At 54.0% G+C, this 15,418-nt stretch carries 9 protein-coding genes; 7 read left to right on the top strand and 2 right to left on the bottom strand.

What is annotated here, in order from left to right:
* Nucleotides 1–18 precede the first annotated feature (18 nt).
* Nucleotides 19–1,659 carry a sulfatase-like hydrolase/transferase gene (locus GOX45_RS08935; RefSeq protein WP_171100017.1) on the bottom strand — a complete coding sequence of 547 codons (1,641 nt, stop codon included), beginning with the start codon at nucleotides 1,657–1,659 and terminating at the stop codon, nucleotides 19–21.
* 382 nt (nucleotides 1,660–2,041) lie between these two features.
* Here GOX45_RS08935 and GOX45_RS08930 point away from each other — a divergent pair, with 382 nt between their 5' ends.
* The 4 genes from GOX45_RS08930 to GOX45_RS08915 all read left to right on the top strand — a co-directional run bounded on the left by GOX45_RS08930 (nucleotide 2,042) and on the right by GOX45_RS08915 (nucleotide 8,998).
* A complete protein-coding gene (locus tag GOX45_RS08930; protein ID WP_171100015.1) occupies nucleotides 2,042–3,400 on the top strand; it encodes a tetratricopeptide repeat protein in 1,359 nt (452 codons plus the stop codon).
* Nucleotides 3,401–4,064: 664 nt separating this feature from the next.
* Nucleotides 4,065–6,407: a tetratricopeptide repeat protein gene (locus GOX45_RS08925; RefSeq protein WP_171100013.1), complete on the top strand. Its 2,343-nt coding sequence runs from the start codon at nucleotides 4,065–4,067 to the stop codon at nucleotides 6,405–6,407.
* A gap of 351 nt (nucleotides 6,408–6,758) precedes the next feature.
* Nucleotides 6,759–7,109, top strand: a complete 351-nt coding sequence (locus GOX45_RS08920; protein WP_171100011.1) for a hypothetical protein — start codon at nucleotides 6,759–6,761, stop codon at nucleotides 7,107–7,109.
* Nucleotides 7,110–7,570: 461 nt separating this feature from the next.
* Nucleotides 7,571–8,998, top strand: a complete 1,428-nt coding sequence (locus GOX45_RS08915; RefSeq protein ID WP_171100009.1) for a multicopper oxidase family protein — start codon at nucleotides 7,571–7,573, stop codon at nucleotides 8,996–8,998.
* 273 nt (nucleotides 8,999–9,271) lie between these two features.
* Here GOX45_RS08915 and GOX45_RS08910 read toward each other — a convergent pair whose 3' ends face one another.
* On the bottom strand, nucleotides 9,272–11,122 hold the full coding sequence (locus tag GOX45_RS08910) for a vanadium-dependent haloperoxidase (RefSeq protein WP_171100007.1): 1,851 nt from the start codon (nucleotides 11,120–11,122) through the stop codon (nucleotides 9,272–9,274).
* Nucleotides 11,123–11,698: 576 nt separating this feature from the next.
* Here GOX45_RS08910 and GOX45_RS08905 point away from each other — a divergent pair.
* The 3 genes from GOX45_RS08905 (at nucleotide 11,699) to GOX45_RS08895 (ending at nucleotide 15,182) form a co-directional block, all read left to right on the top strand.
* Nucleotides 11,699–11,896 carry a hypothetical protein gene (locus GOX45_RS08905; protein WP_171100005.1) on the top strand — a complete coding sequence of 66 codons (198 nt, stop codon included), beginning with the start codon at nucleotides 11,699–11,701 and terminating at the stop codon, nucleotides 11,894–11,896.
* A gap of 165 nt (nucleotides 11,897–12,061) precedes the next feature.
* Nucleotides 12,062–12,913, top strand: a complete 852-nt coding sequence (locus GOX45_RS08900) for a Hint domain-containing protein (protein WP_171100003.1) — start codon at nucleotides 12,062–12,064, stop codon at nucleotides 12,911–12,913.
* Between the two features lie 307 nt (nucleotides 12,914–13,220).
* A complete protein-coding gene (locus GOX45_RS08895) occupies nucleotides 13,221–15,182 on the top strand; it encodes an alpha/beta fold hydrolase (protein ID WP_171100001.1) in 1,962 nt (653 codons plus the stop codon).
* Nucleotides 15,183–15,418: the final 236 nt, after the last annotated feature.

The following is a 15,418-nucleotide window of genomic DNA, read 5'->3' as shown; positions in this document are numbered from 1 at the left end:
CGCCGCCGTCTACCTTCATCATTGCCAGCTGGAGAAGATTTCTCGGGTCAACTCGCTTTCGGGACGAAGGTTCTCAATACCTTCATACGGCACACCCTTGCCCAGCGGCAGATGCGGGTGCTTTGCAATGGTTTTCTGATGGCGCTTGACCATGTCTTGGAATGATGCACCGGACCACAATGAATATCCGACAAGCGGATGTGCTTCACGTGGGTCGCGATAGACATTGAAAACGGGGGCCGCAGCTCCGGGCTGACCGGGGGCTGGCAAATGCATTTTGAACTCTTGCTTCACGACTGAACGCAACACGGGCCCTTCATACACATAGACGTAGTCGCGACGCGAGTTACCTTCACCTTCAAGTAACAGCGCCGTCTGGTCAATGCCGTCGATCACGCGGTCGCGAGGGATGCGGTCAGTTGCGCCTGCGATCCGCGCGAACGTGGTGAACAGGTCAGATACATGTACGATGTCACCTGCCGCACTGCCTGGCTCAATTGCGCCGGGCCAGCGGATGAACGCGTCAGTTCGCACTCCGCCTTCAAGGTGCTGCGTCTTGCCGCCGCGATAAATCAACTGGTTCAGACCGGACGTTCCTTCGTAGTGATACATCAAGCCATTGTCAGCCATGATCATGACGACGGTGTTGTCTGCCTTGCCAGTTTCATCTAGCTTTGCCAGAACCTCGCCTATCCAGCCGTCCAAAACCTGCAACTTGTCGGCATGGAAGCCACCATTGCGGGAAACAGCCTGATCCGGATAAGCAAAATTCAGCGGATAAAGTGGCCAATATTGCATGAAGAATGGATCATTCTGCGAGGCGAGGCGGTCTAGCTGTTCCAGTGCCTGACGCTGATAGCGCAGGTTCATTTCTTCGTATTTGGCTTGTGTCCATTCTTCGCCCGGCGCCATGTCTACTTCGCGAGCAGGGCCACCTGCTTCCCCTTCAACGCCGGTTACTAGACCGTAGGGCTTGAATCGCTCATCCAACTGGAATTGGTTGGACTGTCCGGACGGATGGAAGCCAAGCATATTGTTGGCAACCATCGCGTCGCGTGTCATCAGGCTGAGTTGAACCTGCTGATGCAAGGGGAATGCCGCCCAGTCAAAACCCTGATTATGCGGATAGGCCTGCTCAATATCGCCCTGATGCCATTTCCCAACGTGCGCGGTGTTGTAACCTTGTTCCTTTAGAATTTCGGCAATCGTGACTTCCTGGGCCGCAAGACCTTCGCCAACCAACGCAACTTTGACCTCCTCCACACCGGCACGTACCGGATGGCGACCGGTCAACATTGCCGTTCGTGTCGGTGTGCAAGATGGCTCGGTGTACATTCTCATCAAAGACATACCTTCGGTGGCAAAGTCGTTGATGTTGGGCGTGTCGAAACCTGTGACATAGTTCATTGTCCGGTTACCCATCTGACCGAAGCTCACATCGTCAATCAGAATGTAGAGGAAATTAGGCGGTTGCCCCCCATTCGCGCCACGGATCTCGGCAAGTCGAGCATCTATCTCCATATCCTGTGCGTCCCATTGCTCCCCAAACTGTGCGCGGAGATACTCGAACTCACCATCGTGGATGATAGGCGTTTCCTGAGCAAAGCTCGCGCCAGCGATGAATACTATGGCCGCGACTTGTTTTGAGACTGATTTCATCGGTATCCCTTCCTCTTTTGAACTACGTCTTCCCGGCCCGCCGCAGTGACCGGGCAATTTCGTCCCGAAGACCATCCAAAGTTTCGCGGATGTCGCAGGCAAACTGGTACGACTTACTTCCAGGCTCAGCGCTCAAAGAGAGGTGCTCGTCACTGAGAAGCTGATAGTCTCGGCAAATTTCATCGAAAACCGTGTCCTCCCGCCTTAGGTTCGCTATCGCGGCCTCCTGATTGGGAAATAGATTATCAACAGCGTTACACTTCATTTAGACAGCTCATTCGATGGAGCAGCATGTTTCCAAAGCGAACAACGAATTCACTTTTCACAATAGGTTTATCGGGGCATAATACGGTGTAACGATGGATGTAACTCTCTGAAAAAAATGGTATTATCCGGCAGATCATCCCCAGCGGCAGAAGATCAGGAAAAGCCCGACGCCAAGGATGTGCGGGCAGCGCTTCAGCGGCTTGTAAACTCCACGACCTTCGAAGGGTCACTACGACTACAGGACTTTCTCGTGTATGTAGTCGAGGAAACTCTCAACGGAAGGGCAGATCAAATTCGCGCCAAGACAATTGCAATGGATGTCTATGGTGGCTCAGTGGACGAGATAGAGCGCCGCGAAAATGTCGTGCGGGTGGACGCTGGTCGCTTGCGCCGCAAGCTTGCCGAGTATTACGCCGCGGACGGGCTTGACGAAAAGACGGTGTTTGAGCTGCCAAAGGGTGGTTACGCACCTCGAATTTCAAAAAGCGGCTCCGAAACCGCTCAGCCCGAGTTCTCAAAGCTGGAAATCAGTGCGCGCGCATGGGCTCGGCCAGGTGTTGGGGTTGTGGGGATTATCATTCTAGGCTGTTTTGCGGTTGCCTATCGTGTGAACTCGACGAAGCAGGATGCGCCGGCTGATTTGTCGGTAGATGGGCTAAGCCGTGATGAGCGTGGCGCGATTTTTGATGCATCCCCAATGCGACTGCAGGCTGTCAATCTGGCAAATACTGGTCGCGATCTGATCTTTCCCGCCTTGGAACCTGCGCGCCTTGAAGCGGCGTTGACCATTTTCAAAGGCGCAATTGAAAACGACGACAGCTATTTCGGCGGCCATGCAGGTGCGGCCCAAGTAGCTGCAACTATCGCGGTGCTGACACCTGATGCCGACCTCGGCAAAGAAATGTTGAACTACGCCAACGTGCAGGCCAACAGGGCCATTGAGTTGGCCCCGGAAACAGGTTGGAGCCAGTCCGCAATGGCCTGGGTCAAGTTTGCCACGGGAAACTGGCCTGAGGCCATGGAATTTGCGCAAAGAGCGCAGCGTTTGGCACCGCACGACGTTCATGTTTTGGAGTTCGTGTCGCTTGTCCTGCTCTATTCCGGTTCATTTGAACAAGTTGTGGAAATTAGCGAGGAAGCACTCTCAAAAATCGAGCTAGAGCGAGGCTATGTGTTTCAGAACGCGATGGGATCTGCAAAGTTCCATATGAAGGACTATGAAGGTGCCGTGTCGGCCTTTGAGAGAGCAACAGAAAAAGGCGGTCCTGTTGGACCTGTATCCGTTGCTTACCTCATGGCGTCACATCAGATGCTGGGGAATAAGGTGGAAGCTAAGACGCTATCGGAACAACTGTCACGCGAGTGGCCTGACAGTCGCGTGGATGCGCTGTTTGAGAGGCTTTTTGCAAATCCGCAATACGGGAAAGACCTTGGCGATGCTATGAGACAGGCCAATTGGAAACCACCAAGTTAAGACCATACTCTAGAAGTGCGCCAGCCAGGGATTCTATCATTTTCACTGGGACCGAATTATTCGCAATTCTACCATGTCCGTTGCTTTCGCATTCCTGTCAGTCTGACATCGTCGGGTCTAGCGTCGACGCATGCGGCAATTACTTATAAAAATGCTGGTATGATCCAACAATCGGCGCAGCCGCTAATACGGGTTGCGGCAGACGAAAATTCGATTGACCGCGTCAAAATGATAGTTGCGCGTTGCAAGCAGCTTCCAAGAACCCGAAACTGTCTAAGCTTGGCTCCGTTCGGTCATTTGCAGGTTTTTTGTGAGATTCAGCTTTGCGGACTTTCCGGACTCGTGCAGCCGCAGCGAGTGCGATCGGTGAAGTAAGCTAGTGGTATTCGCGCCTGCGGCGACGCGAGTTCGCCAGCGCAGCGATTTTCCCCTGACGGGTCATTGGCCGGCGCCTTCAACCGACGGATCCGTTGCCGTCATTCGCTGCGCCGGTGTGGAACTGGGAAGATGCGGACGAAGCTGGCTCCCATGCCGAAGCCCTCATCAGGGTCCACCAGTTTATTATCAATCGAAATTAGACTATCATGTCATGATTGGCAGGCAATTCCAGAGGCACCCGTAGCGTTCACGGGTGTTTCTCCTGCTCGCCCACGAGGATTTGCACATGATCGCGATGCCTCAAGAACGAAAACTCACGACCATACTGTCGGCAGATGTCGTCGGTTACAGCGCGATGATGAATCGTGATGAGAGCGGGACGCTCGCATCGTTGAAGGAACTGCGCCGGAATCTCATCGAACCCAAAATTGAACAATACCACGGACGAACCATAAAACTCATGGGCGATGGAACGCTTATGGAGTTTTCAAGCGTTTTCGACGCGGTCTGCTTTGCGGTGGATATTCAGCACAAGGTAGACGAATTCAATGCAAGCCGGGACGAGGAACCGATCCTGTACAGGATCGGCATCAATGTCGGCGACATTATCGTAGATGAAGAAGACATTTACGGAGACGGAGTGAATATTGCTGCCAGGCTTGAGGCCCTGTCCGATCCGGGTGGCATCTGTCTTTCGGGTTCCGTGATGGAGCACATCGCCGGAAAACTCGATCTCGACATTACGCCGCTTGGTGAACGACTGGTCAAGAATATCCCGACTCCAATTCTTATCTACAAAGTCGAGCGAAACGCGAAAGCGGCCAGCCTCTCGACGCCGATGCTGGAAGTGCAATCGCCACCCTCCAAGCGCCAGTTCACCCCTTGGATTGCGGCAGTCATTTTGGCCGTGCTATTCCTCACAGGTCTTGCCGTTTGGCAGCCTTGGAAACCCGAATTCGCCCGCGCGTCCGTTGACCGGATGGCCCTACCATTGCCAGACAAGCCGTCGCTTGTCGTTCTCCCATTCGAAGATTTCAGCGACAGCAAAGAAAACGAGTATTTTGCCGACGGAATGACAGAAGATCTCATCACCGATCTCTCCAAGATATCAGGTATCTTCGTCATCTCGCGCAATTCAAGTTGGACCTACAAGGACAAGGCCGTCAGGTCGCAGCAAGTAGCCGAGGAACTGGGCGTGCAGTACATACTGGAAGGCAGTGTCAGGCGGGCAGGAGATCAGGTCCGCGTGAACGCGCAGCTCATCGACGCGCTCGGGGGGCATCATATTTGGGCCGATCGTTATGACAGCCAGATTGAAGATGTCTTTGCCTTGCAGGACCAGGTTCTTCGGGAAATTACCACCGCTCTTGCCGTTCAGCTGACGGCGATTGAAGAAGGTGGATTGGAACGCGCGGAAACAGAGTCTCCGCTGGCATATGACGCTGTTCTGCGTGGCCTCGACCTTTTGCGACGTGACAACGAAGACGCTACCGCGGAAGCGATCTCTGCTTTCGAGAATGCGATTGAACTCGATCCCGACTACTCGCGAGCCTATGCAGGGCTGGCTGCGGCGCACTGGCGTATTGTTCAAAGTGTTTGGTTCCTTGCCGCCGGAGGCGGCTTCGAACGCTCTTGGAGAGAGGTCTTGAAAAACATCGATAAAGCGATGGAGGCTCCCTCTGCGCTTGCCTATTCGCTAAAAGCGCAGATTCTCGTTGAACAAGGGCGTCACTCCGAGGCGTTTGACGAGTTGGACAAGGCGCTCGCTCTGTCACCGAGCGATCCGGATATACATGTTGCAAAGGCAAAAGTACTGAACGCCACCGGTCGGGCCGCCGAAGCGGAGGCTGCGCTGCGTTACGCGGTCCGATTTGACCCCTTGCAGACCACGCGCTACCTGCGTGAGTTGGGCGTCGCGCAACTTCATCAAAGGAAATACCGGGAAGCGGTAAGCACGATGCGGCGTGTCATTGCAAGGGAAAACGACAGTGCGCCGGATATCATGACCCTTGTTTCCGCTCTCGGCCATCTGAACGAAACAGATGAAGTGCCCGCCTTGATCGAAAAATACAACGAGATCGCGGTCCCTTCTTTTTATGACCCATTCACTGCACAGGAGAGTCTTCTGTGGTGGTACGGAGACATGTTTGGATACGACCCCGAATACAGGCAGCACCTTTTTGAGGGGTTGGTCAAAGCAGGGGTTCCGGAAGGTGCAGGGAGTGATCTGAAATGGTCGACGGTACGCGAACTCGTTTCTCAATCAGAGGGGCTCTATTCGGTCGAAGATGTTCGCATGATCTCAACAGAGGAAGCGCATGAACTTTGGAGGAATAACGCCGCGGTTTTCGTGGACGTTCGTGCCGAACTCGACTTCGATGCCGGTCATATCCCTGGCGCACACTTCCTGTCGTTGATGGTCGGACTTTCACGCGAAGCGTTGATGGAAATCGCGTCAAAAGACGACACGCTGATCTTCAGCTGCCATGGACCACACTGCCCTTATTCTGCATATGCCGCAGCTAAGGCGCAGCTTTGGGGCTTCGAGGAGCCCCGCTACTATCCCGGTGGGTTCCCCGCATGGCAGGAAGCGGGTTTGCCCACAGAAACCACTGAAAGTCAGCAATAACGACATTCATATGAAGGGTGAAAGTCTTGTTTGGGTTCAGAGCCCGAATTAGCGGCGTCCGGCGTGAACGTCGCCTACCGATGGGCGAATGTCTCCGGATCGACAGAGACGGCTAAAGATCAAGAACTTCGCGCTCTTGACGAACGGCAGGTTTCATGCGGCCCGAACTCAGCGACCTGCCGCGGTGGCATTGAGCGGCTCAGAGCCCATAGCGACCGATGCTACGGTCGCCTTCAACGTCGGCGATGCGCAGAATGCGGTCATGGCGTATCTGCTGAGAATTCGGCATTCCGGGTATTGAGAGCGGCTATTGTCGTATCTCGAAGACCTTGAGCTGAAGGAGAGACCGCCATGAATAATTATGTTGGCTTAGATGTGTCCCTGACCAATTGCCGAGATTGTGTGTTGCAAGAGGATGGCACGCGCGGTTTTGAGGGTGAGTGTTCGACTGACCCGGACGCTACCAGCGAGACGATTTATCTATATGCTGTCTGCGTTGAACGGTTCTTGCATGAGCCTGTGCCGCTCTCAATTTGGCTCTCACGCGAGTGCGATCGCCTTGCTGTGCCGGTGGTGTATCTTGAGCCCGAAGAGGACATTTCGCGGCAGTGGCACGGTTTGCGGATTGAGTTACTCTCCGTAAATAGAGAGCGTTCTATGACCCGCCATTTTGGAATGGATCAAAGGCCGATGATGCATTAACAATCAAACGGGGGCAGCCAGATGAGGCTGCTCATGATATATTTGCTGGCAGTTGGGTTTCGGGTTGCGGCTTTAGCTCCGTTTCATCCGTTGGAGCTACAAGAATCTGACTACGCAATCTTTCGTGCTTCGGCGAAATCGCGGGCATTACGGTGCCGGTGCTTGTTTTTGTATGGCTTGCATTTGTCTGGTTCATGAGTGGATCCCTCGCGGCGGAGCTCTCCACAGCTTACGGCCAAGCACTTGTTATCAAGGCAATGCTCTTTTTCGGGTTACTGAGCCTTGCTGCCTTTAACAAACTGAATTCGTCCCCGCGTTAGAATATGGTGGCTCAGACGCGGCGTCTAAGTTGCGCCGTTCAATCAAGATTGAGGGCTTTGTTGCCCTCTTGATACTTATTACGACAGCAACATGTTCTTCTGTAACGACTCCGCCTGTGAACCTTTATGAAGAGTAGACTTATGACATCGCTTTCACGTCGCTTATTTGTAACTGGTCTATCTGCGGTTGGAGCAGTTCCCTTGCTACCAATAAACAGCCATGCCAACGGAACTCAGTCGGTACTTCGAGCAACGACATCAACAGCGCAACTCACCCCTGAAGGGTATCCGCGAACGGATGTTTGGGCCTATGCCCAACAAGGTGCCGGATCAGTTCCAGGTCCTGCGATAAGGGTTAAGGCCGGCGAGCGGGTGTCGCGCACGTTGCTGAACGAACTGCCACAGCCTACAGCTGTACACTGGCACGGCATCCGTATCGACAATGCAATGGATGGTACGGCTCCGCTCACCCAAGCACCTGTGCCAACTGGAGGCGAGTTCGATTACGATTTTGTCTGCCCCGACCCCGGAACATACTGGTATCACTCCCACAACCGGAGCCGAGAGCAGGTGGCACGCGGACTTGCAGGTCCATTGATCGTGGAAGACACCGAGCCCTGGCTGGGCCTGTCCGGCGCGGCAACTCGCGAATTGATCCTTGTGCTAGATGACTGGTTACTCAACGAAGATGGATCGATTGTAGAGGATAGATGGGACGATCTTCATGCAGCGGCTCATGCAGGACGGATGGGCAATACAGGGACAGTAAATGGACAGTCATACCCGGAGTTTGCGCTTCGCCCCGGGGAGCGTGTGCGCCTGAGGATGATCAACTTCGCAACCGACCGGATCATGCCAATTCGCCTGCCTGACCTATCCCCGACCCTGATCGCGCTGGACGGTCATCCCGTTGCACCGCGTAGCCTGGAAGTCTTGGAACTGGCGCCAGCGCAGCGGGCCGACATAGTCGTTGACGCACCGGCGACCTCTCCAGAAACGACCAGTCTCCTGGTCGACATTGGAAGAGGAAATCAAGTGGAGTTTGCCTCGTTCCGTATGGAGGGCAAACCGGTACAGCCCTCGGAAGAAAATGTCCGACCATTACCACCGTGGAAAACACTGCCAAAGGTTGATTTAGCATCTGCGCAAAACCAACCGCTGCTAATGAACGGTGGTGCCATGCGGGGTATTGATGAAGCCATTTATCAAGGCGAGACGATGGATTTCCGCGAACTGACATCTCGCGGCATGGCATGGGCATTCAATGGGGTCACCCATGGTATGGAGGAACCATTGTTTGTGGCAAGGCTTGGTAGAACAGTGCGCATGGAGTTGGTCAATCGCTCAGCGTTCCCACACGGTATACATATCCACGGACATCATTTTACTGTTCTGTCACGCAACGGTGTTTCTGCCCCTTACAAAGACGTACGGGACACCGTTCTCATCCTTGCTGATGAAACTGTCGAGCTGGCTTTCGTCGCGGACAATCCTGGCAAATGGATGATCCACTGTCATATGTTGTCACATCAGGCGACTGGGATGATGGGTTGGTTCGAAGTCGCTTAATCATATGAACCCTAGGTCTGCAAAGCAGATGCTCACGAGTACTTTGCGAATGACCGCACCGAGCCCATACCGGAAGTATTCAGTTTTCGCTGCACCTGCTCTGTTCAAGGAGCAGCCCGGCAGCGGGTATAATTGCCATTCGTTTGTGGCGCAGCGAATGACGGGTTCGCTTTTTTTTGCGCAATCATCAAGAAATCTACATACCAAACAATTTTAGAAAGCGTGCCGTGCTGGCGACTGGCCTATTGTCTTAGGCAGTCGCCGGAGTTTGTTTCACCTCCGCCCAATACGGCGAACACTACCATCAAAGGTCGGTACCGAGAGCACGAAGGGATCGGTTGGATAGCAGAGCGCCTGTTCTTCTAGCAAACCGATGGCGATCTCTTCACCCATCCGCAGGCTGTCGTAGTAGTCAGAGTAATAATGCACTCCGGCCATGTTGCGTCCGATCGAGATATTTGAAGCGAGTTTGTTCAACTCGCCTTCGAGCGTCAGAGGGCAATCCAGGTTCTTTTTGTGAAGCGCGTTGGCACCGTATTTGTCGAGCTTGGTCGGCTCAAAGCAGACAGCACCGTCAATTTGACTGAAGAAGCCGATCTTACCGTCGGAGCAATCATCGGCCTTCTTTCGGCCGAGCAACGTGCCAGTATCAAAAAAGGCTTTGACAATCGTCGTGCAGGCGCCTGCGACAGTGGCATGCCCTGCGCCGTAGGTCGGATGCATTGGCGAGCCTTCTGCAAATGCCATAGGCAGCAGGAAGTTGCCCTTTTCTCCCTTAAGATCAGGATCTTTTTTTGCTTTCTTTGCAGCGATTGCGCCCAAGGTCGAGGGCATATCATCCGTGCCGTTTTCCATCAGATCTTCGCACATCTTGGAGAATACACCGCAAAGCCTTGGGTGCGTGCACTCAATTGATGTGGCCTTTGTCATGCGCGCGGCAAGCGCTTCTGGGCGAAGTCGGAGATGATTGTTGAATTTCTGGAAGCGCACGGCTTTGAGAGCGCGGGTGGCCACTTCGGTCACCAATGTCAGAATATGCGGCCCGCCGTATAGTGCAAATCCTCCTGCATTTTGCGCCTGGCCTTCGCTTGGGTCAAAGACATCTCGCATGCCGGAGAGTTGCGCAAAACCGGGATCGAAAGGTGTTCCCATTCCCAAAAGGATCAGCGTGGCATTCAGATAAGCCTGATAGAGCGCATCGAAATGCACATAGGTCGCCAAATCGCGCGGGGTACAAATGAACCGGGTTTGATCCTCGAACATCTGGCCGGGGAAGCAGTCTTGACCGCTGGCGCGCGCATTAACGTCAAACCCATCCTGAACGTCCAGCCACTCTTTCCAGGTTTGCATGTAGTCCAGGCCTGGCTTAGCGACAGGGACTTTTTGATCGATGGTTTGCGCACCATAACCAATTAATCCATCCGCGACTTTCGCTCCGGACAATGTGTCATTACCGATAAACATGAACTGTGACAGGTATGGGCCCTTTTCGACGCCGAGCGATGAGCCGCGGAAGGCGAGCTGCCGTTTCTCATCGATGCTGCCGGTTGGCGCCGCAAGACGCGGGCGGCCTTGATAGCCATCCACAGCATAGTTCAAGGCTTCGAGGCGCGCGACTGAGGCGTCGATTGCGGCCTGTCCGTCGCCACCGCTTTCATCGAAACTGCTGAACGGGACATCCCTGAGAAGCGCAAGTTCATAAACCTCGGCCATTTCATAAGTCAGCTCATCGGAGCATAACTCTGGTGCTGGCGGCATGGTCACTGCTTGTGCATCAGGACCTTCTAAGTCGTATGCGACCCCAGCGGTTGGCGCCTCCCATCTGCGGCGAGGATGTGGGTCTTTTTCTCCATCGGGTACAACCGGGACCGGTACACGGGACGTGAAGGGTTCGATCCAGCCCTCGTCGATGGCCTGACGAAAGGCCTCAAAATGGCCCTTGTTCGAAACCAGACCGGTTTTGCGGTCGTGATCCAAACCCTTGGTGAAGCTCATTGGATAATGGGCGAAAGCGTAACGCTGCTCGTCTGGGTTAGCCTTGTGCTCTGGGTGAACCCGATCACGCGCCATTTTTGCTGCTGAAACACGGCCCTCAAAAGCAGTATCGCGGCGATTTACAGCCATAACAAATCTCCTACAAAAATGTATTTAAAAAGATAGTCGCTAGATCGTGCGGAAAATGGCCAAAAATGTAAAGCTTGTGATCGTTTCGAAGCGACCCGAGAACTCTGCTGCGTGTTAGATCTTCATCTAGCCGGTCATCAAAGCGGACAAAGGCCTGTAGTCGGCTTTGTCCACGTCTGGGTTGTCGGATCCAGTTGCAGCGAGGGTACGATCCCGGATCCGGCCCGAACCAAGCCGGTCAATGACCGGTCTGACGACAACTGTGCGCAGAAGCGATCATGGTGCCGGACTTGCGAGCAATTGCTGCGTCAGCAATAGCGGCGAGAGCAAAAGGCGGGTTTGTCCGCATGCCGGTCGTTCAGCAGATTTCTGCGAACGTCCGCTGTCGTTCAAATTCAGACTTTCTCCATCATCATTGAAGTGATAGCTAGCGACACTTGGAAAAAGGGCGACTCGGTTTGAACGCTCCCTAGTTGACAGGGAAGACAGTGAAAAAATCTCGCGCTCGCAACACAACATGAGCGCGAACTTTTTATGTTTCTGCTTGAAGCAACAAGAGATCAAGTCTGCATCAGCATGACCGACGACTATCACGGGAAAATGCTGCGTTCGATCGACGCCGGTGTTAGCGGCCTTACAGGTTCAGCGCCATTGGCAGACATGCGAATGTTCTGGGTCGGCTATGCGGTGCTGGTTGACGAGCAAAAGCGCCTTGTGGAAGAAACGGCAAAAGCGTCGCGGGATGCGATGCCGAAGGCCGATGCGGCAAGTTAATTTTCGGCCAACCCTGCCCTTACAGAGCCGCCCCTTGTATAGGGCGGCTTATTTTTGCTCGGGGCGGCTCTTAGCCCAAGGCAGGCAATCAGCTCTTCTCGCAAATAGAAAAAAGTGAATATAATGCGTTCAGGCCATTAACGGAGTACAAAGGGGTACCTAGTGGTGTTTGACATACTGGCGCATCGTGTCAATGAGACAGGACAAGGTGATTTGGTTGTTCAAAACACCACAACGCCAGCGATAATCAGCGGGGCAACAATATCTTTTGACGGCGGACAAACTTTTCAATCTTACACTTACTTAGGTCAGGGCAACTATAGGGGCACCGGAGAGTCAGGTGAATTCATCAGAGTCGGTGGACAAGTTTACGCTTATGACACTTTGAACCCTACTGGCCCTATGAGGACAGGCAATTGGCAGATTACGGAGAGCGACCTCGATCCCGACAATCCGCCATGCTTTGTTAACGGAACGCTAATACAAACTCCGCAAGGAGAAGTTCCCGTTGAAGATTTGAAAGAAGGGGACTTAGTTACGACCACATCTGGCTTCAACATGCCCATACTCTGGATCGGCAGTCGCCAAATCAGGCCTTCTATGCTTCTTCGTAACCCTTCACTACAACCTGTAAAAATAGAAAGAAGAGTTCTAGGGAACGTCCGACCGCTACTTATTTCCCAACAGCACAGACTACTGATTGCGGGATACAAGTCGGAATTACTTTTTGGTGAGCCGGAAGTTTTGATCCCCGCCAAGGCGCTGATTGGGCTCCCGGGTATTGGTTTGCAAAATTCCGGTTCGACATTCACCTACTACCATTTTTTGCTTGAAGGACACCAAGTGGTGTACGCAAACGGTGTTCCTTCAGAAAGCCTGTTCGTCGGGGACCAACTTGGTCGCAGTGTGTCTAGTGAGATTGAACTGCTGTTTCCCGACCTTTTTGTTCAACTCAGAAGAGTCAAAGTAGCAAGACCTGTGGTTTCACGTCGAGAAGCTCAGGTCTTACTTAATTAATCAAGACATTCGCGAGCAGGTTTTCCAATGAACTGGCTAAGTGTTTGTCATAACATTGCTACGCTGGGTCGAACGTCTGTTTCGTCCGCAGAGCAGTCGTTCACGCCAGATGCAGCGAACGAGGGCACCGAGCCCAGAGTGCTTAAATGCTGCGTTAACTCCAACGTCCGGTTTTCCAGCGTGTGAATTTTTGGTGTAGTCCAATGGCAAAATAAACAGTTTGCAGCTGACTTCGCATGAACGAACTGCGTTGACGCTTAAGCATCTCACCGTCAGTCTACACTTGTTTTTAAATTACGGTGGTGATGTGGAATTAATCGAAATTCTTGCTTTGATCGCTGGCCTTGTCGGCGAACCTCAAATTCCGGATCGTTTTGCGGCATACACGAACGGCGGCAATAACTCAGACTACCCAGTCATGGTCGCAAAATGCCCGACGCCGCTGGGGCGGAATGAAATCGAGGGCGAGACAATCGTCTGCGGCACAGTGAATGTGCCTGAACGCCATGACGCTCCCAGCGGCCAGAGGATCGACCTGTTCTTTACAGTAATGCGGGCGCACTCGACCTATCCTGAACCCGATCCTGTGCTGCATTTGCACGGCGGGCCCGGAGGCGGGGTCGTATCCCGCATTGAGATGTTCGCCGAGATTTTCGAGCCGATACGGCAAACTCGTGATGTCGTCATGTTCGACCAGCGCGCTTCGGTTCTGTCATCGACGTCGACAACATGCAGGGGGGCGCTCGACCGGTCCTTGGGCGACGTCATTACGGGTTCGTTCTCGTTCACGGAGACGCCACCAGATGACACCCGAATTACGCCAGCGGCTCTGTTACGTGATTGTGTTGCGGAAATCGAGGCAGCAGGCACCGACCTCGCAGCTTACAGTACCGAAGAGAATGCCAACGACACCGCCGCGCTCATGAACGCGTTGGGGTATGAAACCTACAACCTTCATGGCATTTCCTATGGCACACGCTTGGCTTTGGAAATCCTACGGTCCCATCCAGAAAACGTCCGCTCTGCGGTTATCGACGGCGTAGCCCCTCTGCAGGTTCCGCTTTATGATACACTGGCGGTTCCCGGTTCGGAGGTCATCGAGATAACACTGGCGGAGTGTGCCGCGGACGCCGCGTGCAATGCTGCCTTCCCGGACTTTCGGGACGTGTTGCGCGACACGCTGGACCGTGCCACGGCGGGCGAGCTTTTGAGCAATTCGGGCGATCCGCTGCCGGTCATTGCCGTCTTGACGCCATTTCTTGCGCGCAACGGGACTTACGCGGACCCAAGCGCCGCGACTGCCTTAATCCCTGCGTTTGTCTATGAGATTGCGCGGATGGCGGATGGCGAGCCCACGCCTATCGTGGACAAGATCATTGCAACTGATGGATACCCCCGCCGAACATCGCCCCTGGATGGTGTACGCGACGGACTGCTGGACGTCGAGATTGCGGCGGTGGATGAAGCGGAGAGCAGTGCCGAGGTCGCCGTGCAGTCGGATGAAGCTCTCGACGGTGCGATCGACGCCTTGCGCGAACGACTTCTGGAAACCGAAGTGCCTCTGACACGCATTTTTGACGACGAGATGATCCGGGGCGCCGGAAAGATTTTGGAAAACGAGGATCGCCGCCGCGCTGCTCTTTTGGGGTATGCCCAGCTTCGCGAAGGTGAACCCGATCCGGAGGCTTTGCGGAACTACGTCCGGGATACTTTCCCCCAAGAAAGCCAGCGCCGTCTTCTGGCCTTAATAGATGCGATGTCGGATGCCGAAGTCGATGCCATTTTTGCCAACGTCCAGCGCGGCGTCAGCCGGACTTTGAAGGAAACTGCGGGAAACCTGCACACCTGGATTTACGCCTGTCAGGAGAGCATCCCATTCAACAGCCTTGAGGGGTTCCGCGAGACATCGGCCGCGCTGCCATGGCCCGAAGTCGGGCTGATTTACGAGCCGGTTGCAACGGAATTTTTTGCTGCGTGTAGCGCGTTCACTCCGGTAGAGCGGCCCGGATTTCACGATCCGGTTGTTTCGGATATTCCGGTTCTGTCTATTGGCGGGACATGGGACATGCAGACTGCTCCAAGCTGGCCTGCCCTTGCTGCAGAAACGTTGCCCAACGCGCAAACCTTTCTAATCCCCGAAGCAGGCCATGGCGCGATAGCCTATCAAGACTGCGTCGTCGACATGACACAAGCGTTCTTGACAAACCCCATGCGGACTTTGCCGGACACCTGCATTGAGCAAACGCGGCCAAGTTTTCACATTCCCTGAGGGCAAACAGCACGCGGACCAGTTCGCAAGACTATTTAGAAACTGAACTTCACATCGGCAAAGCGGTCATTGAGAATGACTGTTTGGACGGCGGTTTTGTCCGCACAGCTGTCATTCGTTGAAAATTAATCGATGTCTCGTGTGCGGACAAAGCTGACGTTCCTTGCTGCAAAGCACCGGGATGCAACCTGAACATTTGCTCTGCGGAATTTGCCGCCGCACAAGTTCAAATTGCA

This window comes from Ruegeria sp. HKCCD7255 (genome assembly GCF_013031565.1).
GTDB lineage: Bacteria > Pseudomonadota > Alphaproteobacteria > Rhodobacterales > Rhodobacteraceae > Ruegeria.
Note: the sequence above shows the minus strand (reverse complement) of the source record. Positions and strands in the feature narration are given on the sequence as shown.

Bases quoted from the DNA above. Each gene is read 5' to 3' on its own strand.
- GOX45_RS08935 (WP_171100017.1), bottom strand. From the start codon at position 1,659: ATGAAATCAGTCTCAAAACAAGTCGCGGCCATAGTATTCATCGCTGGC.
- GOX45_RS08930 (WP_171100015.1), top strand. From the start codon at position 2,042: ATGGTATTATCCGGCAGATCATCCCCAGCGGCAGAAGATCAGGAAAAG.
- GOX45_RS08925 (WP_171100013.1), top strand. From the start codon at position 4,065: ATGATCGCGATGCCTCAAGAACGAAAACTCACGACCATACTGTCGGCA.
- GOX45_RS08920 (WP_171100011.1), top strand. From the start codon at position 6,759: ATGAATAATTATGTTGGCTTAGATGTGTCCCTGACCAATTGCCGAGAT.
- GOX45_RS08915 (WP_171100009.1), top strand. From the start codon at position 7,571: ATGACATCGCTTTCACGTCGCTTATTTGTAACTGGTCTATCTGCGGTT.
- GOX45_RS08910 (WP_171100007.1), bottom strand. From the start codon at position 11,122: ATGGCTGTAAATCGCCGCGATACTGCTTTTGAGGGCCGTGTTTCAGCA.
- GOX45_RS08905 (WP_171100005.1), top strand. From the start codon at position 11,699: ATGACCGACGACTATCACGGGAAAATGCTGCGTTCGATCGACGCCGGT.